General features: G+C 71.3%; 24 protein-coding genes and 1 tRNA gene. 13 read left to right on the top strand and 12 right to left on the bottom strand.

Annotation, left to right across the window (positions count from 1 at the left end):
- Positions 1-57: 57 nt before the first annotated feature.
- The 5 genes from OG738_RS17295 to OG738_RS17275 are packed head-to-tail and all read right to left on the bottom strand — an operon-like array spanning position 58 to position 4,268.
- Entirely contained in the window at positions 58-861 is an 804-nt protein-coding gene (locus tag OG738_RS17295) for an ABC transporter ATP-binding protein (protein WP_329055148.1), read from the bottom strand.
- 10 nt (positions 862-871) lie between these two features.
- Positions 872-1,699, bottom strand: coding sequence for a zf-HC2 domain-containing protein (locus OG738_RS17290; RefSeq protein ID WP_329055147.1), 828 nt, complete (start codon positions 1,697-1,699; stop codon positions 872-874).
- The gene (locus tag OG738_RS17285; protein ID WP_329055146.1) at positions 1,696-2,256 is read right to left on the bottom strand and encodes an RNA polymerase sigma factor; all 561 of its coding nucleotides are present in this window, start codon (positions 2,254-2,256) and stop codon (positions 1,696-1,698) included. The genes OG738_RS17290 and OG738_RS17285 overlap by 4 nt, the downstream gene beginning before the upstream one ends.
- 60 nt (positions 2,257-2,316) lie before the next feature.
- Entirely contained in the window at positions 2,317-3,246 is a 930-nt protein-coding gene (locus OG738_RS17280) for a MazG family protein (RefSeq protein ID WP_329055145.1), read from the bottom strand.
- Positions 3,243-4,268: a hypothetical protein gene (locus tag OG738_RS17275; RefSeq protein WP_329055144.1), complete on the bottom strand. Its 1,026-nt coding sequence runs from the start codon at positions 4,266-4,268 to the stop codon at positions 3,243-3,245. The genes OG738_RS17280 and OG738_RS17275 overlap by 4 nt, the downstream gene beginning before the upstream one ends.
- A gap of 86 nt (positions 4,269-4,354) precedes the next feature.
- Between OG738_RS17275 and OG738_RS17270 the strand changes: the two genes are divergently transcribed.
- Positions 4,355-4,762 (top strand): hypothetical protein, encoded by a 408-nt coding sequence (locus tag OG738_RS17270; protein WP_329055143.1) that lies wholly within the window; start codon positions 4,355-4,357, stop codon positions 4,760-4,762.
- 81 nt (positions 4,763-4,843) lie between these two features.
- Here the strand turns inward: OG738_RS17270 and mfd are convergent, their stop codons facing one another.
- Positions 4,844-8,398 (bottom strand): transcription-repair coupling factor, encoded by a 3,555-nt coding sequence (gene mfd / locus OG738_RS17265; protein ID WP_329056730.1) that lies wholly within the window; start codon positions 8,396-8,398, stop codon positions 4,844-4,846.
- 52 nt (positions 8,399-8,450) lie between these two features.
- Complete coding sequence (locus tag OG738_RS17260) at positions 8,451-9,374, bottom strand: LLM class flavin-dependent oxidoreductase (protein ID WP_329055142.1); 924 nt, start codon at positions 9,372-9,374, stop codon at positions 8,451-8,453.
- A gap of 74 nt (positions 9,375-9,448) precedes the next feature.
- On the opposite strand from OG738_RS17260, the gene OG738_RS17255 reads away from it, so the two are divergent.
- Positions 9,449-10,222 carry a helix-turn-helix transcriptional regulator gene (locus OG738_RS17255; RefSeq protein ID WP_329055140.1) on the top strand — a complete coding sequence of 258 codons (774 nt, stop codon included), beginning with the start codon at positions 9,449-9,451 and terminating at the stop codon, positions 10,220-10,222.
- On the opposite strand, the gene OG738_RS17250 is transcribed toward OG738_RS17255, so the two are convergent.
- Both OG738_RS17250 and OG738_RS17245 read right to left on the bottom strand, forming a co-directional pair.
- Positions 10,198-10,689: a DedA family protein gene (locus OG738_RS17250; RefSeq protein WP_329055138.1), complete on the bottom strand. Its 492-nt coding sequence runs from the start codon at positions 10,687-10,689 to the stop codon at positions 10,198-10,200. The genes OG738_RS17255 and OG738_RS17250 overlap by 25 nt on opposite strands.
- Positions 10,661-11,257 (bottom strand): class I SAM-dependent methyltransferase, encoded by a 597-nt coding sequence (locus OG738_RS17245; RefSeq protein ID WP_329055136.1) that lies wholly within the window; start codon positions 11,255-11,257, stop codon positions 10,661-10,663. Before OG738_RS17245 ends, OG738_RS17250 begins: the two co-directional genes overlap by 29 nt.
- Positions 11,258-11,390: 133 nt before the next feature.
- On the opposite strand from OG738_RS17245, the gene OG738_RS17240 reads away from it, so the two are divergent.
- The 6 genes from OG738_RS17240 to OG738_RS17215 all read left to right on the top strand — a co-directional run bounded on the left by OG738_RS17240 (position 11,391) and on the right by OG738_RS17215 (position 16,456).
- Positions 11,391-12,509, top strand: a complete 1,119-nt coding sequence (locus tag OG738_RS17240; protein ID WP_329055134.1) for a sensor histidine kinase — start codon at positions 11,391-11,393, stop codon at positions 12,507-12,509.
- A complete protein-coding gene (locus tag OG738_RS17235; RefSeq protein ID WP_329055133.1) occupies positions 12,506-13,162 on the top strand; it encodes a response regulator transcription factor in 657 nt (218 codons plus the stop codon). The genes OG738_RS17240 and OG738_RS17235 overlap by 4 nt, the downstream gene beginning before the upstream one ends.
- A 46-nt stretch (positions 13,163-13,208) precedes the next feature.
- Entirely contained in the window at positions 13,209-14,054 is an 846-nt protein-coding gene (locus tag OG738_RS17230; protein WP_329055131.1) for an alpha/beta fold hydrolase, read from the top strand.
- A gap of 16 nt (positions 14,055-14,070) precedes the next feature.
- Positions 14,071-15,252 carry a PQQ-dependent sugar dehydrogenase gene (locus OG738_RS17225; protein ID WP_329056729.1) on the top strand — a complete coding sequence of 394 codons (1,182 nt, stop codon included), beginning with the start codon at positions 14,071-14,073 and terminating at the stop codon, positions 15,250-15,252.
- A 311-nt stretch (positions 15,253-15,563) separates the two neighbouring features.
- On the top strand, positions 15,564-16,067 hold the full coding sequence (locus OG738_RS17220) for an isochorismatase family protein (RefSeq protein WP_329055129.1): 504 nt from the start codon (positions 15,564-15,566) through the stop codon (positions 16,065-16,067).
- Complete coding sequence (locus OG738_RS17215) at positions 16,064-16,456, top strand: NUDIX hydrolase (RefSeq protein ID WP_329055127.1); 393 nt, start codon at positions 16,064-16,066, stop codon at positions 16,454-16,456. Before OG738_RS17220 ends, OG738_RS17215 begins: the two co-directional genes overlap by 4 nt.
- Here OG738_RS17215 and OG738_RS17210 read toward each other — a convergent pair.
- Both OG738_RS17210 and OG738_RS17205 read right to left on the bottom strand, forming a co-directional pair.
- The gene (locus OG738_RS17210) at positions 16,453-17,046 is read right to left on the bottom strand and encodes a TetR/AcrR family transcriptional regulator (protein ID WP_125312529.1); all 594 of its coding nucleotides are present in this window, start codon (positions 17,044-17,046) and stop codon (positions 16,453-16,455) included. The two genes, OG738_RS17215 and OG738_RS17210, sit on opposite strands and share 4 nt — an antisense overlap.
- A 92-nt stretch (positions 17,047-17,138) precedes the next feature.
- Positions 17,139-18,104, bottom strand: a complete 966-nt coding sequence (locus OG738_RS17205; protein ID WP_329056727.1) for an acyl-CoA desaturase — start codon at positions 18,102-18,104, stop codon at positions 17,139-17,141.
- 206 nt (positions 18,105-18,310) lie between these two features.
- Between OG738_RS17205 and OG738_RS17200 the strand changes: the two genes are divergently transcribed.
- The 5 genes from OG738_RS17200 to OG738_RS17180 all read left to right on the top strand — a co-directional run bounded on the left by OG738_RS17200 (position 18,311) and on the right by OG738_RS17180 (position 23,698).
- A tRNA-Gln gene (locus tag OG738_RS17200) sits at positions 18,311-18,382 on the top strand.
- A gap of 30 nt (positions 18,383-18,412) precedes the next feature.
- Positions 18,413-20,167, top strand: coding sequence for a GGDEF domain-containing protein (locus tag OG738_RS17195; RefSeq protein WP_329055125.1), 1,755 nt, complete (start codon positions 18,413-18,415; stop codon positions 20,165-20,167).
- Positions 20,168-20,317: 150 nt separating this feature from the next.
- On the top strand, positions 20,318-21,790 hold the full coding sequence (gene glmU, locus OG738_RS17190) for a bifunctional UDP-N-acetylglucosamine diphosphorylase/glucosamine-1-phosphate N-acetyltransferase GlmU (RefSeq protein WP_329055123.1): 1,473 nt from the start codon (positions 20,318-20,320) through the stop codon (positions 21,788-21,790).
- A complete protein-coding gene (locus OG738_RS17185) occupies positions 21,787-22,767 on the top strand; it encodes a ribose-phosphate diphosphokinase (RefSeq protein WP_329055122.1) in 981 nt (326 codons plus the stop codon). Before glmU ends, OG738_RS17185 begins: the two co-directional genes overlap by 4 nt.
- A gap of 64 nt (positions 22,768-22,831) precedes the next feature.
- Positions 22,832-23,698, top strand: a complete 867-nt coding sequence (locus OG738_RS17180) for a TIGR03621 family F420-dependent LLM class oxidoreductase (RefSeq protein WP_329055120.1) — start codon at positions 22,832-22,834, stop codon at positions 23,696-23,698.
- On the opposite strand, the gene OG738_RS17175 is transcribed toward OG738_RS17180, so the two are convergent.
- Positions 23,692-24,333: an NAD(P)-dependent oxidoreductase gene (locus tag OG738_RS17175; RefSeq protein ID WP_329055118.1), complete on the bottom strand. Its 642-nt coding sequence runs from the start codon at positions 24,331-24,333 to the stop codon at positions 23,692-23,694. The two genes, OG738_RS17180 and OG738_RS17175, sit on opposite strands and share 7 nt — an antisense overlap.
- Positions 24,334-24,342: the final 9 nt, after the last annotated feature.

Below are 24,342 nucleotides of genomic sequence, written 5' to 3'. Positions count from 1 at the left end.
CCAGACCCTGCCCACCGCCGATGATCGGGCCGCGGAGTCCCTTGTGGACCTTCATCGTCACCACGATCCCTTGCCGGGCTCGTGGTTCAGCAGAGCCGAATAGCCGCGCTCGATCGGGCTGTCGCCGACGTCTTCCGGGGTGCCCGCCGCCGCCAGTTGGGCCGGGGTTCCCTGGAACACCAGTTTTCCCTCGGCGAACAGCACCACGTCCGTGCACGCCGTCGCCACGTCCTCGACCAGGTGCGTCGAAATCAGCACGCACGAGTCCTGGCCGAGTTGCTGCACCAGTTCGCGGAACCGGACCCGCTGCGCCGGGTCGAGGCCGGCCGTCGGCTCGTCGAGCAGCAGGATGTCCGGGTCGTTGACGATCGCCTGCGCGATCCCGACCCGGCGGACCATGCCGCCGGAGAGGGTCTTCATCCGGTCGTCGGCGCGGTCGGCCAGGCCCACCCGCTCGATCGCGCGCTGGACCGCCCCGGGGATGTCCGGCTTGGCCATCTCCTTGAGCCAGGCCAGGTACTCGACGAACTCCCGGACGGTGAACCGCTTGTAGTACCCGAAGTTCTGCGGCAGGTACCCGATCCGGCGGCGCAGGTCGCGCTGCCCAGTGCGTCCCCCGGCCGGCGCACCGAGCAGCGACAACCCGCCCGCCGCCGGCCGGAGCACCGTCGCCAGTGCCCGGATCAGCGTGGTCTTGCCCGCGCCGTTGGGCCCGAGCAAGCCGTGCACCCCCTTGCCGAGGGACAGGTCCAGCCCGTCCACGGCCATCTTCCGCCGCCCCACCCGCACCTTCAGCCCCTCCGCCTGGATTTCCCAGGCGTAGGTCGTCGGCGCGACCTCGGCGGCCGCCACTGCCCGCATGTCTTCCTCCCTAGTGGTGCGCGCCGAGCCGGGTGAACGCCGTCCTGCGCAGGACGACGACCACCGTGGTCAGCGCGAAGATCCCCGCCCACACCGGCACCGCGCCGGCGTCGAGCGCAACCGCGTGCCCCTGAGCCACGAAGCTCGGCAGCACGATGATCGCCACCCACACCGCGATCAGCGCGTACGCCGCCCGGCTCACCCCGATCAGTCCGCCCAGCGCGAGCGTCCCGGTGGTGAACGCCAGGCTCGGCAGCAGCCAGAGCGCGGACGCGGTGCCGGTGAGCCACCCGGCGGCGCCGAGCACCGGCAGGACGACGACGAGCACCGCCACCGTCCGCCGGACGATCAGGTACAGCCCCGCCCGCGGGGTCGCGGCGACGACCTCGTACGCCGGGTCGAGCCCGCGCGCCCAGGCCGCCGCGACCCCGAGCACCGGCAGCACCGGCGCGAAGAGCTGCACCGCCGTGACGTCCAGCGCGGACGCCCCGGCGAGCCGGTCGAAGAGCACCGCGACCAGCGAAACCAGCGCGATCATCGCCAGCCACGGCACCATCGCCGGCGTGACCCAGGTGCCGAGCCACCGCCGCCGGTACCGCCGAGACCGAGGCTTCGCCCGGGCCTTCGGAGCGTGGAACGGTTCGCCGGCCAGCAGGACCTCGCCGGCGAGCCGGCTCCAGACGACGTCCACCACCGGCTGGACGGGCGCCACCTCCGCGAGCCGCGCCCGGCACACCCGGCAGGCTTCGAGGTGGGCCTCGAGGCCCCACAGCCGGTCGCCCGGGAGGTCGTCGCCCGCCACGTAGCCGGCGATGAGCTCGTCCGACGCATGGGTCATGACAGTGCCTCCCGCATCGCGATCCGCGCCCGGCGGGCGCGGGTCTTGACGGTTCCTTCCGGCAGCCCGAGCAGGACGGCGGTCTCGCGGACGGTCAGCCCGTCGAGCACCATCGCCTGCAGCACCTGCCGCAGCTCGGGCGCGAGGTCGCGCAGTGCGTCGCCGACGTCGTCACCCATCGCCGCCGCCAACGCCACCTCTTCGGCCGCCGGCACGAGCGCGGTGTCGAAGGCCACCTCCACCGGCGGCTCGGCGTGGTGCGCCCGGCGCCGGAACGCGTCGACCAGCCGGCGGGCCGCGATCGTCCACATCCAGCCGACCGCGCTGCCGCCGGTCGCCGCCCCCGCGAACGAGCCCGCCGCGCGCCAGACGGCCAGGTAAGTCTCCTGCATGACCTCGGCGACGACGTGCTCGTCCGCGCACCGGCGGCGCAGGCGCACGGCGAGCCAGGGCGACGTGCGGCGGTAGAGCTCCTCGAACGCCGCGCGGTCGCCCTTGGCCGTGCGCCGGACGAGGTGCTCCTCGTCCGCGCTCTCCAGGGGCTGCTGTCGTCTCACACCAGGCAAGACGCCGGTCAGCGGGAAACGGTTCTCACTCGATTGTGTGCTGCGTCACAGTCAGGGCGTCGTCGGCCAGAACTTCCGCCAGCCGTCGGCCTCCAGGGTCGTCGGCTCCAGGCCGGCGTCGCGCGCGGCCTGCTCGGCCGCCCGGACGTCGTTCGCGAACTGCTTCGCCAGCGCCCGCAGCTCACCCTCGGGGTCGACGCCCGCGCGCCGCGCCGTCGCCGCGATGCGGAACAGCTGGGCCGCCGCACCGGTGCCGACCGGGAAGAGGTCGAGCGGGATGCCCGCGCGCCCGGAACGCTGGCCGAGCTTGCCGGCCAGCGCCACCGCGGGCTGGCCGAGCGCCACGCCGTCCACAATGGACTTGCGCTGCTTCTCCTGCTGCTTGAGCTCTTCCCACTTGACGTTCTGGTGCTCGACCGTGCGCACCGAGCCGTCGTCGGCGAAGACGTTCGGGTGCCGGCCGACCAGCTTCGCGACCAGCATGGCCGCGACATCGTCGATGCCGAACGGGTCGGCGGCGTCCTCCGCCGCGACCCGCGCGTGGAAGAGCACCTGGAGCAGGACGTCGCCGAGCTCTTCGCGCAGTGCCTCGCGGTCGCCCGATTCGATGGCGTCGAGCAGCTCGTAGGTCTCCTCGACCAGGTACTGCCGGAGCGAATCGTGCGTCTGGGCCGCGTCCCACGGGCAGCCGCCCGGCGAGCGGAGCCGGTCCATCACCTCGGCGGCCTCGACCAGCGGCGCCGCGGGGGTCTCGATGACCTCCGCGCCGGTCGCGATGAGCAGCGACGCCGCGGGCTCGTCCCGGGACCCGGCGAGCAGCACGACGTCCTTCAGCGACGGCGCCTCGGTCACGGCCGGGACGCCGAACACGCTCGCGTCGAGGTCTGTGGCCGCGTACACCGCGCGGGCGTCGCGAAGGATCTTCAGCGCCCCGGCGGGCAGCGTCGCCCCGCGGACGACTACGACGACGCCCGTGCTCACTGCTTCGCGGGTGCGGGCCCGCTCAAGGGCAGCACGGTGCCCTTCGTGGTGTCCTGGTTCGTCGCGAGGTCCATGCCCACAACATCCCACACGCCGTACCGGGGGTTGACGCGCAGCCCGGCTTCGGCCAGGTACGGCTGCAGGAAGCGGGTGCCGATCGAGGTCAGCTGCTGGTCGGTCGGCTTCTGCGCCTCCTGGTCGGACGAGACGGCCTTCTCGGTACCGCGGGAGCGGACGACGAAGACGTACCAGTCGGGCTTTTCCGGCATCCGCGCCTGGAACGCGACGACGCTGTTCGCCGCGGAACCGAACAGCGGGGTCTGCGCCAGCGAGAGGTACTGCGCGGCGCCGAAGGTCTCGGTCATGCCGGCGTCGGAGAATCCGCCGGGGCCGGGCTGGCCCGTCTGCTGGGCCTGCTGGGCGTCCTGGCTCGCCTGCTGGAGGACGCCCTGGATCTTGCCCGGGTCGGCCGCGAACTGCTTCGCGAGGTCGAACGCGCGGGTGCGGGCCGCCGAGTCGGTCTCGCTGGTCGCGCTGATGCCGATGTAGTCCGCGCTCACGGAGAGCTTCGGCAGGTACTTCTGCGCGAGCTGCTCCTCGAGGACGACGTCGGTCGCGACCTCGTTGGGGTCGCGCAGCTTCGAGACGATCTGCGTGACGGCGACGGAGTCGCCCTGCCCGGTGTCGCCGACCGGCGCGGCGTTCTCCTGGGCGGTCAGGCTCGCGACCTTCGCCTGGTCGGCGACGAGACCTTCCTGCCGCGCGGCCCGCGCGGTCAGCTCGTGGAGCACGGTCTGCCGGACGATCTCGCGGCCCAGCAGGTCGAGCTTGTGCTCACGCGCGAGCTTCTGCGTGTACGGCTGCTCGCGGACGGCCTGGTCGATCATCGACTGGACTTCGTCGAGGCTCACCGAGCGGTCGCCGACGATGAAGGCGCTGCCGACCTGACTGGGGCCCGAGCCGCACCCGGCGAGCAGAAGAGCACCGGCAACGACCGCGACCAGCGCGCGAGGGCGCCCCATGATCCGCATCACAGCGCATACCCTCTCACACCATCGCACCCGAAACGCAACACCCGGGCGATGTCGCCGGGCGTAGCCTCGACGACATGGACCACTGGCTGACCATCGAGGTCTTCGATGGCGAGTCCACGGCTTCCTTGTGGCGGCTCGCCCATGGTGACGCACTCACCGAAGCAGCACTGACGAACGGCGCGGAACAGTGGGTGTGGCACGAACACCGCTGGGGCGTCGTCCTGGAGATCGAGTTCGGGTCGGAGGAACGGCGCGACGCGTTCCGGACGCTGCCGGTCGTGACGGCGGCGCTGGACGCGGTGCCGGACCCGACACGGGGGTTGCTCGTGTACCCCGGCCGCGGCGGGGGCGCGGGCTCGCGGATGCCGCGGAATCCCCGGCCGCTGCCGATGGCGGGTGCCGGAGCGATCCCGGTGCCGGTGGAGTCGGTGAAGATGGGGCTGGCGGAGGCGTTGCCACCGATGTTCAGCGAAGTCGGCTGACGAACCCGCGCCAGGCTGCCCGACACCATCGGTGAAACCCGGACGCCACAACGGGAACCCCCGGAGTGGCGCCCGGTGCGCTCACACCGCCGCGGGCTTCTTGGTCAGCTGCGTCAGCAACTTCGTGCACCAGTCCAGCAGCTCTTCGTCGCGCAACGTCGGTGCGCCGATACGGCCACCCGCCGGGCCCTCGGTCGGCTTCGGGACCGAGACCGTGTTCGTCACGGCCTTGAACATCGCCTTCGGATAGAGGCGCTTCAACCGGACCAGCTGCGAGTCCTGCAGCGGCAGCGGCGCGAACCGGATCGTGCTGCCCTGGACCGCCACCTCCGTCACGCCGGCCTCGCGGCACGTGTGCCGGAACCGCGCCACCGACAGCAGCCGGTTCACCGGCGCCGGCGGCTGGCCGTAGCGATCGATCAGCTCTTCGCGGACCGCGTCCAGGCCCTCGGTGTCCGGCGCGGCCGCGATCTTGCGGTACGCCTCCAGCCGCAGCCGCTCCCCCGGCACGTAGTCGTGCGGGATGTGGGCGTCGATCGGGAGGTCGACGCGGACTTCCGCCAGCTCCTCGTCCTCCGCCGGCTCGGCACCAGCGTGGCGGCGGAACGCGTCCACCGCTTCGCCGACCAACCGCACGTACAGGTCGAACCCGACGCCCGCGATGTGCCCGGACTGCTCCGCGCCCAGGATGTTGCCCGCGCCGCGGATTTCCAGGTCCTTCATCGCGACCGCCATGCCCGCGCCCAGCTCGGTGTTCTGGGCGATCGTCGCGAGGCGGTCGTGCGCGGTCTCCGTCAGCGGCGCTTCCGGCGGGTACAGGAAGTACGCGTACCCGCGCTCGCGCCCACGTCCGACGCGGCCGCGCAGCTGGTGCAGCTGTGCCAAGCCGAGCAGGTCACCGCGCTCGACCAGCAGCGTGTTCGCGTTCGAGATGTCCAACCCGGTCTCGACGATCGTGGTGCACACCAGAACGTCGTACTCGTTCTCCCAGAAGCCCTGGATGATCTTCTCGAGCTTGTCCTCGTTCATCTGGCCGTGCGCGGTGACGACGCGCGCCTCCGGCACCAGCTCCCGGATGTGCCGCGCCGCCTTCTCGATCGAGGAGACGCGGTTGTGGACGTAGAAGACCTGGCCGTCACGCAGCAGTTCACGCCGGATGGCCGCGCCGACCTGCTTGTCGTCGTACGCGCCGACGTACGTCAGGATCGGGTGCCGGTCCTCGGGCGGGGTGAGGATCGTGGACATCTCGCGGATGCCGGCCAGCGACATCTCGAGGGTGCGCGGGATCGGTGTCGCCGACATCGTGAGCACGTCGACGTGGGTGCGCAGCGCCTTGATGTGCTCCTTGTGCTCGACGCCGAACCGCTGCTCCTCATCCACGATCACGAGGCCGAGGTCCTTGTAGCGGATCCCCGTCTGCAGCAGGCGGTGCGTGCCGATCACGATGTCGACCTCGCCGCCGGCCAGCTGCTCGAGGATGATGTCCGACTCGGTCTTGTTCGTGAACCGGGACAGGCCCTTGATCGTCACCGGGAACGACCGCATGCGCTCGTGGAACGTGTTCAGGTGCTGCTGGGCGAGCAGCGTGGTCGGGACGAGGACGGCGACCTGCTTGCCGTCCTGCACCGCCTTGAACGCGGCTCGCACGGCGATCTCCGTCTTGCCGTAGCCGACGTCGCCGCAGATGACGCGGTCCATCGGCACGCCGCGCTCCATGTCGGCCTTGACCTCGTCGATCGCGGCGAGCTGGTCGTTGGTTTCGGTGAATGGGAACGCGTCTTCCAGCTCGCCCTGCCACGGCGTGTCCGGGCCGAACGCGTGCCCCGGCGCGGCCTGCCGCGCGGCGTACAGCTGCACGAGCTCGGCGGCGATCTCCTTGACCGCCCTCTTGGCCCTGGCCTTGGTGTTCTTCCAGTCGGAGCCGCCGAGCTTGTTCAACGTCGGCAGCTCGCCGCCGACGTACTTCGACACCTCGTCGAGCTGGTCGGTCGGCACGAACAGCCGATCGCCCGGGTGCCCGCGCTTGGACGAGCCGTACTCCAGCAGCAGGTACTCGCGGGTGGCGCCCGCGACCGTCCGCTGGACCATCTCGACGAAGCGGCCGATGCCGTGCTGTTCGTGCACGACGTAGTCGCCGGCCTTCAACGCCAGCGGGTCGACGGCGTTGCGCCGCCGGGACGGCATCTTGGTGGTGAGGTCCTTTGTGGACGTTCCGGCGCCCGAGCCGCGGCCGGTCAGGTCCGCCTCGGTGAGCACGACCAGGGCGCGCTCCGGCGAGATGAAGCCGTCGGTCAGGCCGCCGCAGGTGACCGTGACGACGCCCGGCGCCGGCGCGCTCGTCAGGCCGTCGCCCGCCAGCGCGGCCGGGACGTCGGCGGCCGAGAACTGCTCGACCGCGCGAGCCGCGGTGCCGTGTCCGGCGACGACGAGCACCGCCGTGCCGCCCGCCGCGATGTGCGCGCGCAGGTCCGTCGTCGCGCGCTCGAGCTCGCCGCGGTACCCCGGCGCGGCTTCGACCGAAACGCGGTAGACGTCCGGGTCTTCGCTGGTCAGCTGGGTGAGCGTCCACCAGCAGCGCTTGGTGTCCTGCGCGTGGGACGCGATCTCGTCGAGCCCGCGGTAGGCGGACGCGCCGAGGTCGATCGGGGCCTGGCCGCCCGCCGCGGCCGTCGTCCAGGACGCTTCGAGGAACTCCTGGCCGGTGCGGACGAGGTCGGCGGCCCGGGCGCGGATCTTCTCCGGGTCGGCGAGCAGGACGTGGGTGCCGATCGGCATCGCGTCGGTGAGCAGCTCCAGCTCGCCTTCGCAGAGCACCGGGATGAGGGCCTCCATGCCCTCGACCGGGATGCCGTCGGCGAGCTTGGTGAGCATCTCGGCCAGGTGCGCGTCCGCTTCGTACGTCTTCGCCAGCTCCGCGGCCTTCTCCTTGACCGGCGGCGTGAGCAGCAGCTCGCGGCACGGCGGCGCGGTGACGCGCGGGATCTCGCCGGGCAGCGACCGCTGGTCGGAGACGGCGAACGCGCGGATCTCGCTGACTTCGTCGCCCCAGAACTCGACGCGGACGGGATGCTGGGCGGTCGGCCCGAAGAGGTCGAGGATGCCGCCGCGGACGGCGAACTCGCCGCGCTTCTCGACCATGTCGACGCGGGTGTAGGCCAGCTCGACGAGCCGTTCGAGCAGGCCTTCGAAGCTCTGCTCTTCGCCGACGACGAGGTCGACCGGGGCGAGCGACCCGAGACCGGGGGCCATCGGCTGGATGAGGCTGCGGACGGTGGCGACGACGACGCGCAGGCCGTCGTCGTCGGCCTTCAGCCGGTGCAGCACCTCGAGCCGGCGGCCCACGGTGTCGGCGCGCGGGGAGAGCCGCTCGTGCGGGAGTGTCTCCCAGGAGGGGAAGTCGACGACCCGGCTCTCGCCGACGAGCGCTTTGAGCGAAGCGGTCAGCTCGTCGGCTTCGCGGCCGGTGGCGGTGACGGCGAGCACGGGCTTGCCGCCCCCGTCGTCCGAGGCGAGCGCGGCGGCGACGAGCTGCCGGGCGGCGATCGGGCCCTGCAGTTCGAGCAGCGGCGCACCGGCGCGCTCGACCACGCCACGCAGGGCCGGGTCGGGAAGGATGGCGGTGAGGAGTCCGGACAGTGGAGCGTCGGTCACGGTCCCAGCCTACGTGCCACCCCCGACAGGTTTCCGATCACCGCTGGTCGCGCAGCAGTTCCGCCACCCCCGCGACCCGCGGCAGCTGCTCGTCGAACACCTTCGGGTCCGTGCTCGCGATCCGCAGCAGGACGTGCTCCGCCCCTTCGTACTCCCGCAGCCGCGCAGCCACTTCCGCCGCGGAGCCGGTCACCTGCATCTGGATGCCCTGGACGAACGCCGCCGGGCGGCCGTAGTTGGCCAGGCAGTACTCCTCCAGCAGCGCCTGCCCGCGTGCGACGTCGTCCTCCACCAGGACCGTCGCGAACAGCGCCGGGGTCACCGGGCGCGACGCGAGAGCGCGGATCCGAGCCAGGCCCGACACGTAGTCCGCGGGGTCCGGCGGGTAGGGCAGCCACCCGTCGTACAGCTGTCCGATTCGCGACAGGGCCCCCGGGGTGTACGCCGCCAGCCACACGGGCGGACCGCCCGGCCGTGCGGGCGCGGGGAACGATGGCAGCGAGTCGTAGTGCAGCACCGTCCCGTGGAAGGAATCGGCACCGCTCCACGCCGCCCGCCACAGGCCCACGATGTCGTCCAGCCGGGCCCGCCGGCGCTCCCACGGGACGCCGACGAACGCGAACTCCGGTTCGCTCCGCCCGGCGAACCCCGCGCCGACGGCCACCGTCAGCCGGCCGCCGCTCAGCAGATCGAGGGAAAGCAGCTGGTTCGCCGACAGAACCGGGTCCCGCAACGCCGGGAGCAGCGCGGACGTCCCCAACGTCACCCGTGAGGTCCGTGCGGCGAAAGCCCCCAAAACAGCGAAAGCGTCCAGCGGAGCGCGCGCGAGGGTGTCGCCCACCCACACCGAGTCGAGGCCGAGCTCTTCGGCGGAGACGGCGACGTCGACCAGCTCGGGCGCGGTGCGCCCGGCGTCGAGGATGGGCTGGTAGGTCGGCACGACCAGGCCGTAGTTCGTCATGCCGGAAGCTTCGCCGGACGCGGGTATGCCCTCAATTCCCCGCGGGGAATGGCGCAGCCGAGCAGGATGGGGCCGTGGACTTCGGAACGGCGCTCAAGGACTGGCGCACCCGCCGCCGGCTCAGCCAGCTCGACCTGGCCCTGCGCGCGGGCACGACGCAGCGGCACGTGAGCTTCATGGAGAGCGGGCGCTCGGTGCCCGGCCGCGGCATGGTGCTGCGCGTCGCCGAGTCGCTCGAACTGCCCCTGCGCGAGCGCAACGGCCTGCTCCACGCGGCCGGCTACGCACCGACGTACCCCGAAACGCGGCTCGACGACCCGGCGATCCGGCCGGTGCTCGACGGCCTGCGGCGGCTGCTCGACGGCCACCGCCCCTACCCGGCGATCGTCGTCGACCGCCACGGCCTGCTGGTCGCGAAGAACGACGCGTTTTCCCTGCTCGTCGAGGGTGTGGCGCCGGAGCTGCTCGAAGAGCCGGTCGACACGCTGCGGCTCGCCCTGCACCCGCGCGGGATGGCGCCGCGCGTGGCCAACCTCGACGATTGGGCCCGGCACATCCTCGAGCGCCTCCGCAACGACCTCGCGCGCACCCCCGACGACCGCCTCGCCGTGCAGCTCGCCGAGCTGACGGGCTACCTGCCGCCGGAACGGCCGCCGAGCGCGGACCACCTCGGCTTCGCCGTCCCGGTGCGACTGTCCACTTCGGTCGGTGAGCTGCGGCTGATCACGGCGATCACCACGTTCGCGACCGCCGCCGACGTCACGGTGTCGGAGCTGAAGCTGGAGACGTTCCTGCCCGCGGACGCCGAAACCGCGGAACGCCTTCAGACGACCAGCGCCGTCAGGTGACCCATCAGCAGCTCCGCGCTCGCCCACAGCACCGCCGCGCACACGCTGCCGGCGGCGAACCGGCGGTACGGCATCGCCGCCGAGCCCGCGACGCGCGGCACCAGCGTCCGGAAACCGGCCAGGCAGCGGCCCGCGATCACCGCCGGGACGCCGTAGCGCGCGATCGCCGCTTCGGCGCGCTCCCACCGCTCCTGGCCGACGCGGCGGGCGAGCCGTGAACGCCGGAGCCGCCGTCCTTCGAGGTACGCCAGCTGGTCGCCGAGGACGGCCGCGACCACGGCCACCGGCCACGCGAGTCCGAAGTGGAGCGTGCCCCGCTCGGCGAGGAATCCCATGAGCAGCAACGTCGACAACGTCAGCAGCACGATTCCCGGCAGCACTGCCGTCTCGGCCGCGATGATCGCGAAACAGACCAGGTAGACGACCACCGCGGGTGCGTCAAGCAGTGGCCGCAGCAGGCTGTCCATGGCCGGTCCTCCCCACCGCCACCGGCAGCGCCGCGCGGTAGACGAACGCGGGCGGCAGGTTGCGCCAGACAACCGGAGTGCGCTCGACGACCGCGAAACGGCTTCGCAGTGAAGCGGCGAAGCGACGCGCGGGTGGCGTCCAGGCCGCGTGGGCGTACGCGAACGTCGTGAACCGGCCGTTCGAGGCCAAGGCCGCGGTGACGGCGTCGAGGATGCGGTGCTGCCGGTCCGCGGTCATCGCCGTCCACGGCAGTCCGGAGACGACGACGTCGACGTGGTCGAGAGCGAGGTGCTCCGCCGAGCCGGTGACGACGTCGACCTGCGGAAACCGTTCTCGCAGCGTCGAAGCGAAACGTGGGTTGATCTCGTACGCGGTCAGACGCGCTTCGGGGCGAAGCAGCGCGAGAACCGCTTCGGTGAACACTCCCGTGCCCGGCCCAAGCTCGGCTACGCGGGCCGCGCGTTCCAGGCCGAGGCCCGCCGTCATCGTCTCGGCCAGCCTCGGTGAGCTGGGCGCGATCGCGCCCGTCAGCATCGGATGGCGGAGGAACTCCCGGGTGATCGTCATGATCCCGAAGCTAGGAACGACGGGGGTGGCCGCGAATCCGCCGGACCGGCCGGACCGTGTCCTCCCCGGGGAGGACACGGCCGGGGCCGACGGGATGACGACCCGGGCCGGGTCGCGGCGTTACGTTCGGAGCGTGGAACGACTCGTCGTGTGGGTTCGCAGGCGCCGGTGGACGGTGGACCTGCCGCTGTACGCCGTCTTCCTGTTCCTCGCGCCCAACTGGACCGGCGAGGTTTCGTGGCCGGTCCGCGCGATCCCGATGCTGTTCCTGCTGCCGCTGCTGGTCCGGCGCCGCTTCCCGCGCGCGGTCGCGGTGCTGATCCTCGCCGGAGCGCTGGTCACCTACACCAACGAGATCTGGGCGTACGACCGCGGCCGCGCCGAGCTGAGCATGGCGGTCGTCCTCTTCACCCTCGTCCAACGCGGCGACCGCCGGTTCGCCGCCCTGACCGCGGGTGCGATCCTCGCGCTCGATGTGACGTGGGGGTTCAGCTGGGGCCCGCAAACGCAGAACCCGACGCTGAACGTCGTCGGCATCATCCCGATCCACTTCGCCGCGTGGGCGCTCGGCGAGTTCTTCCGCGCCAAGCAGCAGCTCACCGTGGAGGAGGAGAAGCGGGCCGAAGCCCAGTCGCGCGCCGCGATCGCCGAGGAGCGCACCCGGATCGCGCGCGAGCTGCACGACGTCCTCGCGCACAGCATGAGCGTGATCGTGCTGAACGCCGAGGGCGCGAAGCTCGCCCGGCACCGCGACCCCGAAGCCGTCGGCCGCACGCTCGACACGATCGGCCGCACCGGCCGGGACGCGCTCGCGGAGCTGCGGCGGCTCCTCGAAGTCCTGCACGCCGGCCAGGCGGCGCGCAGTCCCCAGCCGACCACCGCCGAGCTGCGGGGGCTCGTCGAGCAGTGCGGGCGCGCCGTCGCGCTCGAGGTCACCGGCGACCCCGGCGGCCTGCCCGCCAGCGCCGCGCTGCAGGCGTACCGGATCGTCCAGGAGGCCCTGACCAACATGATCAAGCACGCCCCGGCCGACGCGACCGGCCGCGTCGAAGTCGCCTTCGAACCGGCGAAGATCCGGATCGAGGTGACGAACACCGGTGGGCAGTCCCCGCCGGCGCCCGCGTTGCCCTCGTCCGGGCGCGGGCTGGCCGGGATGCGCCAGCGCGTCGAGATGTACCACGGCGACCTGGTCGCCGGGCCGCTGCCGGACGGCGGGTACCGGGTGCGCGCGAGCCTGGTGGTCGCCTCGTGACCACGCGGGTGCTGCTCTGCGACGACCAGGAGCTGGTGCGCGTCGGGCTGCGGATGATCGTCGAAAGCCAGGACGACCTCGTCGTCGCGGCCGAGGCGGTGAACGGCGAGGAAGCCGTCACGAAGGCTCGCGCGCTGCGGCCGGACCTGGTGCTGATGGACGTCCGGATGCCGGTGCTCGACGGCGTCGCGGCGACCGGGCGGATCTGCGCCGAGCTGCCGGACGTGCGCGTCCTGATCATCACGACGTTCGACCTCGACGAGTACGCGTACGCGGCGTTGCGCGCCGGTGCCAGCGGGTTCCTGGTGAAGGACGCGCCGTCGGAGGAGATGCTCGTGGCGATCCGCGGCGTGCTGCGCGGCGACTCGATGATTTCGCCGTCGGTCACCCGGCGGCTGCTGGACCGCTACCTCGGCGACGGCCGCGACCCGGTGAACGTCGCGCAGCTCGACGTGCTTACCGAGCGCGAAAAGGACGTGCTGGGCCTCATCGCGCGCGGGCTGTCCAACAGCGAGATCGCGGCGAAGCTGTACATCGGCGAGACGACGGTGAAGACGCACGTCGGGCGGATCCTCGGCAAGCTGCGGCTGCGCGACCGGGTGCACGCGGTCGTCTTCGCCTACGAGTCCGGGTTGGTACGCCCAGGGTCGTGAAGACTCCCTATTTATCCACTTGATAGGGAAGGTTAGAGTAGTTTGCATGAAGATATACAAGTCCGAGACCGGTGCCCGCCTCTTGCGTGAGCGCTACCTCGAAGCGTTGACGAGCTGGCCCGTACCCCACGACGAAGTGCGCGTACCGACCCCGGAAGGCGAGACGTTCGTGCTGGTCTCCGGCCCGGAGAGCGCGCCGCCGCTGGTGCTGTTGCACGGCTCCGGCAGCAACTCGGCGGAGTGGGCGCCGCGGCTCCCGTCGCTGGCGGAGCGGTTCCGGGTGTACGCCGTCGACATCATCGGCGAGCCGGGGCTGAGCGCCGAGACGCGGCCGCCGCTCGACAGCGACCGGTACGCGCACTGGCTGGACGCGGTGCTGGACCACTTCGGCGTCGCACGGGCGGCCTTCCTGACGTCGTCGTTCGGGGGCTGGCTCGCGCTCGACCACGCGATCCGGCGCCCGGAGCGCGTCGCCGCGCTGGCGCTGCGGTGCCCGATCGGCCTCGGCCCGATGAAGAAGGGGTTCGTGGTCAAGGCGGTGTTCCTGGCCCTGCTCGGGGAGAAGGGACGGCGGAAGTCCGTGGCCGGAACCCTGGGTGAGCCGGCGGCGTCGCCGATCGTCGAACACCAGCTGCTGGTGTCGGCGAACTACCGCTACCGCACCGGCCCGTTCCCCGTCTTCGACGACGCGGCGCTGCAGCGGCTGGCCATGCCGGTGTACGCCGTCGTCGGCGCGGAGGACGCCATGGTCGACTCCGCGACGACGAAACGCCGTCTCGAAGCGGCCGGCGCGCGCGTGGACCTGGTGCCGGGCACCGGGCACTCCCTCCCGGACTCGGCCGACCTGGAGTTCCTGACGGACGCTTCGGCGAACGGTGATTTCACCGCTTGATGGCAGGATGAGCCGTATGCGGCGGGTGCTGGGTCTCATCGGCGTGGTTTCCCTGCTGGTCGCGGGCTGCTCGGGGGCGTCGAGCGCCCCCGTCCAGAGCGTCCCGCCCGCGTCCACGCCACCCGCGTCGACCGGGAAGTTCAAGGTCGAGACCGTGACCGCCGGGCTGCAGCACGGCTGGGACATCGGCTTCCTGCCCGACGGCGGCATCCTCGTGCCGCAGCGGCCCGGCAAGCTCGCGCTGATCCGCGGCGGGAAGGTCACCGACGTCAAGGCCGACTTCTCCGACGTCCTCGTGCAGGGCGAGGGCGGGCTGCTCGGCATGGTGATCAGTCCCGACTTCGCGACCAGCCGCGAGTTCATCACCTGCCAGGACCACCAGGAGGGTGGCAAGGCCGTCGACATCCGGCTGGTCACGTGGAAGCTGGCCGAAGACAGCGGTAGCGCGAGCAAGGTCAAGAACCTGCTCACCGGGCTGCCGGTGAACCCGAGCGGACGGCACTCCGGCTGCCGCCCGACGTTCGCGCCGGACGGCGCGCTGCTGGTCGGCACCGGCGACACCGCGCGGTCGACGATCGCGCAGGACCGCCACTCCCTGGGCGGCAAGGTGCTGCGGCTGGACGCGAAGACCGGGAACCCGTTGCCGGACAACCCGTTCATCACCTCGGCCGACCCGCACGAGCGGCTGATCTACACCTACGGCCACCGCAACGTCCAGGGCGTGGCGATCCGGCCGGGCAGCGGCCAGGTGATCACGGCCGAGCACGGGCCGGCCTTCGACGACGAGGTCAACCTGCTGAAGCCGGGCGCGAACTACGGCTGGGACCCGTCGAAGGGCGGCACGGACGCCAGCTACGACGAGAGCGTGCCGATGACCGACCTCAAGCGCTTCCCGGACGCGGTGAGTCCACTGTGGACGTCCGGCAAGATCACCGAGGCGATCAGCGGCGACGCGTTCCTGACCGGCCCGCAGTGGGGCCCGAACGACGGCGCGCTGGTCGTGGTGGCGCTGAAGGGCCAGAAGCTGCTGCTGTACCACTTGGACGCGGCGGGCAAGGTCCTCGACGTCACGCTGCCGCCCGAGTTCAACGACAAGTTCGGCCGCCTGCGCGCGGTGCGCAGCGGCCCGGACGGCGCGCTGTACGTGACCACTTCGGACGGGACGAACGACAAACTGCTGAAGGTCACGCCGGCCTGATCATGAGAAAACCACGGCCGTGGCGTGCCGTGGACACTTCCGCCGGGCGCGCGGATCGCGGAACATGGTTCGCACCAGGAGTTTTCGCCCGCCCCCGACGAGTGTTGGACGCGGTCCGAAGAGAGCGTTCCCGCGGCAGCACCGCGCCGGCTCCCGAGCGCCACCGCCGACCTGGCGGTCGGGAGCCGGCATCCACTTCGTGCCTGTTTGCCCAGGTGAGCCCCGCCGCCGACGTGCACCACCGGTCCGGCGGCGGGGGCTCGCCACCACCGCGACACTGCTCGGTCGCCGCCGGTGCCTAGGATCGGGGCATGACCAAGATCGACCCGGCCACGTCCGCGCTCGTGCTCGTCGACCTGCAGGAGCGGGTCGTCGCGCTGCCGACCACGCCGTACAGCGGCGAAGAAGTCGTCGCGAACGCGCTGCGGCTGCGGACGGCGTTCCGCGAGGCCGGCGCGCCCGTCGTGATCGTCAAGGTGTCGCGGCCGGACAACCCGCCGGGCAACGAGCTGGTGTTCGACGCGCAGGACGACAAGATCGTCACCAAGTACACGATCGGCGGCTTCGCGAACACCGACCTCGACGAGTTCCTGCGCGGCAGGGGCGTCCGCACGGTGCTGTTCGGCGGCATCGCGACGGAGTTCGGCGTCGAGTCGACGCTGCGAGCGGCGTCCGACCACGGCTACGACACGGTCGCCGTCTCGGACGCGATGACCGCGCTCTCGGCCATCTCCCACGAGAACGCGATCACGAAGATCTTCCCGCGGCTCGGCACGGTCGTCACGACGGACGAAGTGCTGACGGGCCTGAAGTGATCGACAAGATCGCGTGGCTGCACCTGGTCGACGGCCGCATCCTGAGCACGCGTTCCCGCGGCAAGGACGTGTACTACCTGCCCGGCGGCAAGCGCGAAGCGGGCGAGACGGACGCGCAGACGCTGGTCCGCGAGGTCCGCGAAGAGCTGACGGTGACGATCGAGCTGTCGTCGATCGAGCCGGCGGGCGTGTTCGAAGCCCAGGCCGACGGCAAGGCGGCGGGCATCGTGGTCCGGATGACGTGCTTCACCGCGGAGTACACGGGAACGTTGGCGGCGAGCAGCGAGATCGACGAGCTCGCTTGGCTCGGATACGCGGACCGGGATCGGGTTTCGGCGGTGGACAAGCTCATCTTCGACCACCTGCACGAGGCCGGGCAGCTCAGCTAACCGAGCCGCAGTTTCGGCTTGTGTTCCAGGTGCGACAGCCCGTTCCAAGCCAGATTCACCAGGTGCGCCGCGACTTCGTCCCGCTTCGGCTTCCGGGCGTCCAGCCACCACTGCCCGGTCAGCGCGACCATCCCCACCAAAGCCTGCGCGTACAGCGCGGCCAGCTTCTCGTCGTACCCGCGAGCCGCGAACTGCTGGGCCAGGATGTGCTCCACCTGGCTCGCGATGTCGTTGAGCACCGTCGAAAACGTCCCCGTCGAGCTCGCCACCGGCGAATCCCGCACCAGGATCCGGAAGCCGTCGTGGGAATCCTCGACATACGACAGCAAAGCCGTCGCCGCCTGCTCCAGCATCACACGGGGGTGGCCGCCGTGCAGGGTGGACACCATGCGGTCCAGGAGCAGCTGGGTTTCGCGGTCGACGACCACCGCGTAGATGCCTTCTTTGCCGCCGAAGTGCTCGTACACCACGGGTTTCGACACGTTGGCGCGGTGCGCGATCTCTTCGATCGACGTGCCGTCGAAACCTTTTTCGGCGAACAGTGCCCGTGCCACGTTCAGCAATTGCCGACGCCGCTCGCTGCCGGTCATCCGGACGCGCGTCACCGGGGCGACCGGACGCGCCCCGGTGACCTGCTCACGCTTCGAACGTCGTCTCCCCGCCACTGGTGCAGCCTAGTTGACTAGCCCTTTTCCGTCGCGATTCGGGCCAGCCGCTGCGGGGTGGGCCAGCGCACGTCGTGCACCCAGCCGAACTTCTCGAAGATCCAGATCAGCCGCGCGGAGATGTCGATCTGGCCGCGCTTGACGCCGTGGCGCGCGGACGTCGGGTCGGCGTGGTGCAGGTTGTGCCACGACTCGCCGAAGGAGAAGATCGCCAGCGGCCAGAAGTTCGCCGACTTGTCGCGCGCCGCGAACGGGCGCTCGCCGATCATGTGGCAGATCGAGTTGACCGACCAGGTCACGTGGTGCAGCACGCAGATGCGCACCAGGCCGGCCCAGAAGAACGCCGTCACCGCGCCCCACAGCGACCACGAGATGAGCCCGCCCACGAGCGCCGGCAGCAGCAGGCTGACCAGCGCCCACAGCCAGAACAGCTCGTCGACCTTCTTGATCGCCGGGTCCTTGACGAGGTCGGGCGCGAAGCGCTCGGCGTTGGTCTGGTCGCGCTCGAACAGCCAGCCCATGTGCGCGTGCCAGAAGCCCTTGGCGATGGCCCACGGCGAGGTGCCGAACGCCCACGGGGAGTGCGGGTCGCCGTCGCGGTCGGAGAACGCGTGGTGGCGGCGGTGGTCGGCGACCCAGGTGATCACCGGGCCCTGCAGGGCGATGCTGCCCGCGATGGCCATGACCACGCGCAGCCACGGCTTGGCCTTGAACGAGCCGTGCGTGAAGTAGCGGTGGTACGACACGGTGATGCCGAGCCCGCTGATCGCGTAGAACACCACGAAGATGCCGGCGTCGACCCAGCTCAGTCCCCAGCCCCAGGCGAAGGGCACCGCGACCAGCAGTGCCACCAGCGGCGCGATCACGCCGAAGTAGACCGACAGCTGCACGCCGATGCCGCGCGTGCCTTCGAGGACGGGTTTGGGTCCCTTGGGGGCCGAAGGCTCCCCGGTGGGCTGAGAACGGTCGAGCGTGGCCGTCATACGCTTCACTTCTCCCTACGCGGGCGCCCCTTGACGTAGGGTGCCCTAACCTACGATGCCGTAAGTTACGGTACAGGAGGTTTCGGCGGCTGGGGAGTGCCGGAACCCTCACACCGGTACTTCGGAGCGAAGTACCCGGCGGACGGCCCGGTAACGCATCCCCCGCGCGGACGACACCCGATCGTCGCTATCCTGACCAGGATCGATCCGCCGTAGTGTAATCGGCAGCACTTCAGATTTTGGTTCTGACAGTTCAGGTTCGAATCCTGGCGGCGGAGCAGCAGGACCCGAACCACGACACCGGGAGGTTGGCGCTGACCGACGAGGCGACCGACCCGGTGGCGGCCAGGCGTCCCGCGCTGGCCGAGATGTCCGATGCCTGGCTCGTCGGGCGAGCGCGGGAGCTGATCGCCGCGGTCCAGCGGCAGGAGTACAACCAGCAGCTCCAGATCGTCGAGCTGATGGACGAGCTGCTCGACGAGACCCAGCGGCGCGGCGAGCCGACGATGATCGCGCAGCTGCTGCGCGCGTCCGCGATCGCCCGGCTGATCACCAGGGGCCTGGCCGCGGAGGCCGAGCCCCGGCTCGACGAGATGCTCGCGCACACCAGGCGCCACGGCCTCGCGCTGCTGCGGGCCGACGCGCACGCGCTGCGCGGCCGCCGGCTGGTGATCGCCGCGCAGGAGGACCCCGCGCTCACCGAGATCGCCCGCGCGCTGGCCATCCTCGACGACTCCGCGATCCCGAACCGGCAGGTCGGCATCCGCCAGTGGAACCGGATGCTGTGGTCGACGCTGAACGACTGCTGGATCGTGCTGAACCAGCTCGGCGTCTACGAAGCCGCCGAGGAGGTCATCGGCCGCGCGGCGAGTGCGATCCGCGAAAGCGCGAGCCCGCACGAGATCACGCTGCAGCTGATGAACCGCGTCAAGATGCTGCTGGGCTGGGGCCTGCGGCTCGAGCGCATCGACGAATACGACGAGAGCGCCGAGAAGTTCCGCACCGCCGCCTCCATGGCCACGGCCGCCGAAGGCCCGTTCACCGAGTCGCTGTTTCCGCGGAAGGCGAACGTCCCGGCCGTCGACCAGGTCGGCGTCCTCGCCGCGGCGCAGGCCCTGCACAGCCCGAGCGCCGACCAGATCGACCGGCTCCGGGCGCTGCACGAAGGCACCGGCTACCCGGGCGAACGCGAGATCGTCGCCATCGCGCTGGCCCGCTGCCTCGACACGGCCGGCCGCCGCGAAGAGGCGCTCGACGTGCTCCGCAAGGCGCGCGAGTCGCTGACCGACGACACCTCGCAGCCGTCGATGCGGCTGAACATCGCCCGTGAGCTGGCCCGGCTCGACACCACCCCGGACTACGCGTCCGGCGCGAGCGAGTCGCTGATCGACTACGCGAGGCGCCTCGAAAACGAGATGTGGAGCCTGCGCGAGTCGCAGATCGCCACGCTGAACGCCCGCCGCGAGCACGAACGCCTGTCCGCCGAGCACGGCGCGATCACCCAGCAGGCCCTGCAGGACCCGCTCACCGGCCTGCCGAACCGGCGCGCGCTGGACGAGAAGCTGCGCCAGCTCGCGTCGTCGGCCGACGCGCAGCCGCTCGCCGTCGCGCTCGTCGACCTCGACGGCTTCAAGGGCGTCAACGACAAGCAGTCCCACGCGGAAGGCGACAACGTGCTGCGCGTCGTCGCGAGCACGCTGCGTGACGCGCTGCGCGGCGACGACCTCGTGGCGCGCTACGGCGGCGACGAGTTCATCGTCCTGCTCCCGGGCACCCCGGCGTCCGCGGCGAAGATGGCGCTCGGCCGCGCGGTGAAGTCCGTCGCGGGCCTGCCGCACCACCTTTCGCACGGCGTCACGCTGTCCATCGGGCTGGTGTCGCTGCGGCCGCAGGAGCGGGGCGAGCAGGTCCTCGCCCGTGCGGACGCGGCGATGTACCAGGCGAAACGCGGGGGCGGCAACCAGGTCGCGTCGGCCAACTCGATGACCGCCGACCCGGCCGCCGCGTGGGCGGGCGAGGCCCCTCCGACCGACCCGGCGTGGGACACCGAAGACCACAGTTAGCAATCCGGCCGAAAGCAGGCGGACCCGCTCCGGAGCGGACCGGCTCACCGGCGCCCGTTCCGCCGTGGCTGCCGGTCGGATTGCCGACAATCGGCACAGTAGGATCGGTGCCCGACCGAAGCCACCCATTGGTAACCGTTGGGAGCGCCGTTGACCGGCCCGCTGAGCACGTTGATCCTCGCCGCGGGTGAGGGCACCCGCATGCGATCCGCGACCCCGAAGGTGTTGCACCCGATCGCCGGGCGCCCCCTCGTCGAGCACGCCGTCCGGGCCGCCGCCGGCCTGAACCCCGAGCACCTCGTGGTGGTGACCGGCCACGGCCGCGAACTGGTCGGCGCGCACCTCGCGCACGTCGCGCACACGCTCGGACGCGAGGTCGGCACCGCGGTGCAGGCCGAGCAGAAGGGCACCGGCCACGCCGTGTCCTGCGCGCTCGCCACCCTCCCCGCCGACCTCACCGGCACGGTGATCGTCAGCTACGGCGACGTCCCCCTGCTCGACACGACGACACTGCGCGCCCTGCTCGAAGAGCACACCGAGGCGAAGAACGCGGTCACCGTGCTCACCGCCGTGGTCACTGACCCGACCGGCTACGGCCGGATCACCCGCGACGCGGCCGGCAAGGTCACCGGGATCGTCGAGCACAAGGACGCCACCCCGGAACAGGCCGAGATCACGGAGATCAACTCGGGCGTCTACGCCTTCGACGCCGCGGTGCTGCGCGACGGCCTTTCGCGCCTCTCGACCGACAACGCGCAGGGCGAGCTGTACCTCACCGACGTCCTGGGCATCGCGAACGGCGACGGTCTGCACGTCGGCGCGCTCGTCGTCGACGACCCGTGGCTGACCGAGGGCGTCAACGACCGCGTCCAGCTCTCGGTGCTCGGCGCCGAGCTCAACCGCCGGATCGTCCAGCGCTGGCAGCGCGAGGGCGTCACGGTCGTCGACCCCGCCACGACCTGGATCGACGCCGGCGTGACGCTGTCGCGCGACGTCGTCATCGAGCCCGGCGTGCAGCTCAAGGGCACGACGTCGGTCGGCGAGGGCACGACGGTCGGCCCGGACAGCACGCTGACGAACATGACCATCGGCGCCCGCGCCTCCGTGGTGCGCGTGCACGGCTCGGACTCCGAGCTGGGCGACGGCGTCACCGTCGGCCCGTTCACCTACCTGCGCCCGGGCACGAAGCTGGGCGAAAAGGGCAAGCTCGGCGCGTTCGTCGAGACGAAGTCCGCCGACATCGGCGCCGGCACGAAGGTGCCGCACCTGACCTACGTCGGCGACGCCACGATCGGCGAGCACAGCAACATCGGCTGCTCCAGCGTGTTCGTGAACTACGACGGGGTCAACAAGCACCGGACCGTTATCGGGTCGTATGTCCGGATGGGCGCGGACAACACGTTCGTCGCTCCGGTGCAGGTCGGTGACGGCGCTTACAGTGGGGCGGGTGCCGTGATCCGCGAGGACGTCCCCCCGGGCACACTCGCGGTGTCGGCGCCGCCGCAGCGCAACATCGAAGGCTGGGCGATCCGGCGCAGGCCGGGTACGCCCGCGGCGGAAGCGGCCCAGGCCGCGCTCGACGCCGAGTCAGCAGCAGGAACCGACGGGGAGTCGCCAGCATGAGTCCGAAGTCAGGTACGCCGAAGAAGAACTTGATGCTCTTCTCCGGACGGGCGCACCGGGAGCTCGCCGAAGAGGTCGCCGAGCACCTCAACGTGACGATCACCCCGCAGACGGCGCACACGTTCGCCAACGGCGAGCTGTTCGTCCGCTTCGAGGAGTCCGTGCGCGGCACCGACGCCTTCGTCATCCAGGCCCACACCACGCCCATCAACGAGTACGTGATGGAGCAGCTCATCATGGTGGACGCGCTCAAGCGGGCGAGCGCGAAGCGGATCACCGTGGTGATGCCGTTCTACCCGTACGCGCGCCAGGACAAGAAGCACAAGGGCCGCGAGCCGATCTCGGCCCGGCTGATCGCGGACCTGTTCAAGACCGCGGGCGCCGACCGGATCATGACGGTCGACCTGCACACCGCGCAGATCCAGGGCTTCTTCGACGGCCCGGTCGACCACCTGATGGCCCAGAGCGTGCTGGCCGACCACATCAAGCAGACCTACGGCGACGCCGACATCACCGTCGTCTCCCCGGACTCGGGCCGCGTGCGGCTGGCCGAGAAGTGGGCGCAGCAGCTGGGTGACCGGCCGATCGCGTTCATCCACAAGACGCGCGACCCGGACCGGCCGAACCAGGCCATCGCCAACCGCGTCGTCGGCAAGGTCGAGGGCAAGCTCTGCGTCCTGATCGACGACATGATCGACACCGGCGGCACGATCGTGAAGGCCACCGAGGCCCTGATCGACGAGGGCGCGGCGGACGTCGTCATCGCGACGACCCACGGCATCCTGTCGGACCCGGCGACCGAGCGGCTCTCGCAGTGCAAGGCACGCGAGGTCATCGTGACGAACTCGCTGCCGATCCCGGCGGAGAAGCGGTTCGAGGGCCTGACGGTCCTGTCGATCGCCCCGATGCTGGCGGAAGCCATCCAGCAGGTCTTCGAAGACGGCTCGGTGACGTCCCTCTTCGACGGCAACGCCTGACGACCCGTCCGCCGGGCGCGAAACTCCGCGCCCGGCGGGGGTTCCCGGCGCTAGCGTGCCGGTCATGGGGAACTTCAAGTTCGGCGTCAGCTTCCGCGAGATCGGCAGCCGGGACGCGTGGATCGCCAAGTGCCGGCGGGCCGAAGAGCTCGGTTACGACGTCATCACCGTGCCCGACCACCTCGGCACCGGGCGGTTCGCGCCGTTCCCGGTGCTCGCCATGGCCGCTGCCGTCACCGAACGGCCGCGGCTCGGCACGCTCGTGTCGAATGTGCCCTTCTACAATCTCGCCCTCTTCGCGCGCGAAGCCTCCTCGACGGCCGCGCTGCTCGACGGGCGACTGGACCTCGGGCTCGGTGCCGGGCACATGAAAGCCGAGTTCGACGCCGCCGGTATCCCCTGGCAGAACGCCGCCACGAGGATCGGCTACCTCGAAGAGAGCCTCGGCTACCTGCGGAAACACTTCGAAGACGAGGGCATCGACCAGCCGCGGCTGCTCATCGCGGGCAACAGCGACGGCGTCCTGAAGCTGGCCGCCGAGCACGCGGACGTCGTCGGGTTCGGCGGGCTCCGGCAGCAGCCCGGGAAGCCGCCGGGCACCTTCAAGCTCGACAACGCCGAGGCGATGGACGAACGGGTGAGTTACTTCCGGTCGAAAACCAGCCGCGACCTCGAATACAACATGCTGGTCCAGCACGTCGAGGTCACCGGTGACCGGCTGGCCGCCGCCGAGGCGTGGCACGAGCTGACCGAGCGCAGCGCCGTGCCGGACGCCCGTGAACTCCTCGACGCGCCCCAGCTGCTGCTGGGCACGGTCGAGGAGATCGCCGGGCAGCTCGAAAGCCGGCGCGAGCGCTACGGCTTCACCTACATCACGGTTTTCGAACCGTTCTTCGAAACCTTCGCGCCCGTGCTGAAAGAGCTTCAGTAAGCGACGGTGAAGCGCGCGCGGTGGTGCTTCGGCTGCTCGATCTCGTCGACGTACGCGATCGCGAAGTCGTCGCCGCCGATGTGCGACTTGCCGTTCTCGTCGGTCACCAGGACGTCGCCGCCGAGCCGGAACTCGCCCTTGCGCTCGCCCGGGGTCCAGGCACCGAACTCGGCGGCGGGGCTGACGTAGAACCAGTCCAGGCCCTCCGGCTGCTCGCGCAGCAGGCCGAGCACCTCCGCGTGGCTGCCCGCTTCTTCCTTGTACTCATCCGGGAACTCCGGGGTGTCGAACAGCCGCGGGCCGCCCTCGGCGACGTGCAGGCTCGCCGCGCCGCCGACGAACGACAGCCGGACGCCGTTCTCACGCGCGATCCGGGCCAGTGACGGCACGGCGTCGATGAGCTTCTTGCCGTCGATCGCGCGGGCCGGGGTGGCGACCACGATGACGTCCGCGTCCTTCGCGACCTGCGCGACGAACTCCTCGTCGTGCAGCGAACCCTGCCGCTCGTCGACGCCCTCGGGCACCGAGCCCGCGTGGCGCGCGACCCCGACGACCTCGTGCCCGCGACGCAGCGCCTCGGCGCCGATCTTGCCACCGGCATACCCCGTCGCCCCGAAAACCACCAGCTTGGCCATGACTTCTCC

This window comes from Amycolatopsis sp. NBC_01488, assembly GCF_036227105.1.
In the GTDB taxonomy this organism is placed as follows: Bacteria; Actinomycetota; Actinomycetes; order Mycobacteriales; family Pseudonocardiaceae; genus Amycolatopsis.
The sequence above is the reverse complement of the archived record's forward strand: the minus strand, read 5'-3'. Positions and strand labels throughout refer to the sequence as shown.

Coding starts and splice junctions, on each gene's coding strand:
- OG738_RS17295 (WP_329055148.1), bottom strand. CDS start 861: ATGCGGGCAGTGGCGGCCGCCGAGGTCGCGCCGACGACCTACGCCTGG.
- OG738_RS17290 (WP_329055147.1), bottom strand. CDS start 1,699: ATGACCCATGCGTCGGACGAGCTCATCGCCGGCTACGTGGCGGGCGAC.
- OG738_RS17275 (WP_329055144.1), bottom strand. CDS start 4,268: ATGGGGCGCCCTCGCGCGCTGGTCGCGGTCGTTGCCGGTGCTCTTCTG.
- OG738_RS17270 (WP_329055143.1), top strand. CDS start 4,355: ATGGACCACTGGCTGACCATCGAGGTCTTCGATGGCGAGTCCACGGCT.
- OG738_RS17260 (WP_329055142.1), bottom strand. CDS start 9,374: ATGACGAACTACGGCCTGGTCGTGCCGACCTACCAGCCCATCCTCGAC.
- OG738_RS17250 (WP_329055138.1), bottom strand. CDS start 10,689: ATGGACAGCCTGCTGCGGCCACTGCTTGACGCACCCGCGGTGGTCGTC.
- OG738_RS17245 (WP_329055136.1), bottom strand. CDS start 11,257: ATGACGATCACCCGGGAGTTCCTCCGCCATCCGATGCTGACGGGCGCG.
- OG738_RS17230 (WP_329055131.1), top strand. CDS start 13,209: ATGAAGATATACAAGTCCGAGACCGGTGCCCGCCTCTTGCGTGAGCGC.
- OG738_RS17225 (WP_329056729.1), top strand. CDS start 14,071: ATGCGGCGGGTGCTGGGTCTCATCGGCGTGGTTTCCCTGCTGGTCGCG.
- OG738_RS17220 (WP_329055129.1), top strand. CDS start 15,564: ATGACCAAGATCGACCCGGCCACGTCCGCGCTCGTGCTCGTCGACCTG.
- OG738_RS17210 (WP_125312529.1), bottom strand. CDS start 17,046: ATGACCGGCAGCGAGCGGCGTCGGCAATTGCTGAACGTGGCACGGGCA.
- OG738_RS17205 (WP_329056727.1), bottom strand. CDS start 18,104: ATGACGGCCACGCTCGACCGTTCTCAGCCCACCGGGGAGCCTTCGGCC.
- OG738_RS17185 (WP_329055122.1), top strand. CDS start 21,787: ATGAGTCCGAAGTCAGGTACGCCGAAGAAGAACTTGATGCTCTTCTCC.
- OG738_RS17180 (WP_329055120.1), top strand. CDS start 22,832: ATGGGGAACTTCAAGTTCGGCGTCAGCTTCCGCGAGATCGGCAGCCGG.
- OG738_RS17175 (WP_329055118.1), bottom strand. CDS start 24,333: ATGGCCAAGCTGGTGGTTTTCGGGGCGACGGGGTATGCCGGTGGCAAG.